The organism is Paenarthrobacter sp. YIM B13468 (genome assembly GCF_042788025.1).
Classification (GTDB): Bacteria; Actinomycetota; Actinomycetes; order Actinomycetales; family Micrococcaceae; genus Arthrobacter; species Arthrobacter aromaticivorans.
The window spans coordinates 1-1,036 of record NZ_JBHZPI010000060.1 but is presented as its reverse complement, the minus strand read 5'-3'; the positions used below and the strand labels follow the sequence as shown (position 1 = coordinate 1,036).

At 64.4% G+C, this 1,036-nt stretch carries 1 protein-coding gene; it reads right to left on the bottom strand.

The features are described from left to right. The coding region (locus tag ACFX4T_RS25600) for a serine dehydratase beta chain (protein WP_377655231.1) at window positions 1-638 on the bottom strand (638 nt) is incomplete at its 3' end. Window positions 639-1,036: the final 398 nt, after the last annotated feature.

Genomic DNA, 1,036 nt, shown 5'->3' with positions numbered 1-1,036 from the left:
CCCTCCCGGATCTCCTCCTCGGACCGGGACGCACGCTCGTTGATGAACATGATGTCCGAAATCCCCAGGCCCTTGGACGCGCACCTGCCCAGCAACTCAGCAGCCGTCCGGAACGGCAACGGCAACTCTGCCTTTGTCTCCTCCAACTCCGCCCGAGCCGCGTCCTCCTCGCCCTCCCGGACAATGAACCCGCCACCAACCGAGAAAAACGTCGCCTCCCTGAGAACATTGCCCTCCGCGTCAGACACGGCAAACTTCATCCCGTTCGTATGCCGCGGCAACACCGTCAACGGATGCAACACCATATCCTCCACGGCGTAGTCCAGGAGCACGCCCGCAGCCAAGTTGAGCTTCCCCGTCGCGGCAATGGAAGCCAGTCGTTCCTCCACCTCATCGGGCAGGATCTTCTCGGGTTCGAAGCCTTCGAGCCCCAGCAAGACAGCTGTGAAGGTCCCGTGTCCCCTGCCGGTCGCAGCCAACGAGCCATACAAATCAACCCGCAACGACGCGACCGAGCCCAGCACACCGGACTCACGCACCTCAGCAGCAAACACCGCCGCAGCCCGCATCGGCCCCACAGTATGAGAACTCGACGGGCCAATACCCACAGAGAACAGATCGAAAACACCAACAGCCATAGCCGTGATCCCTTTCAGGGAGGAGTCAAAACAAAACAAGAATGTGGAGGCCGGGCCAAATCCCGAGCCAAGGTGGCCCGGCCCCCTGGAGGTCCCAGTGCGAACCTCCAAACCCGGTACTACGTGAGCGCTCGTTCCCAGCAAACGCCCACCCGGGAGATCAAAAAACGTCGGCCCCTCGCCGCCCCGCCCGTCGGGTCCAGCGTCCTCTGCGGCCTCGGTCGCATGAGCGCCTGCTGGGCGGACGCGAAGCTCCCTTAGACGGCCGCTGCCGGACGCCGGACCATCGAGTCGGCCCGCCGATTCGGGGCTCCGCTGCCGAACATGCCGTGCGCACGGCACACTGCGCAGCGATCCCACGAATCGGCCCCAGGACACCAGACCCGCCCCGACAAACC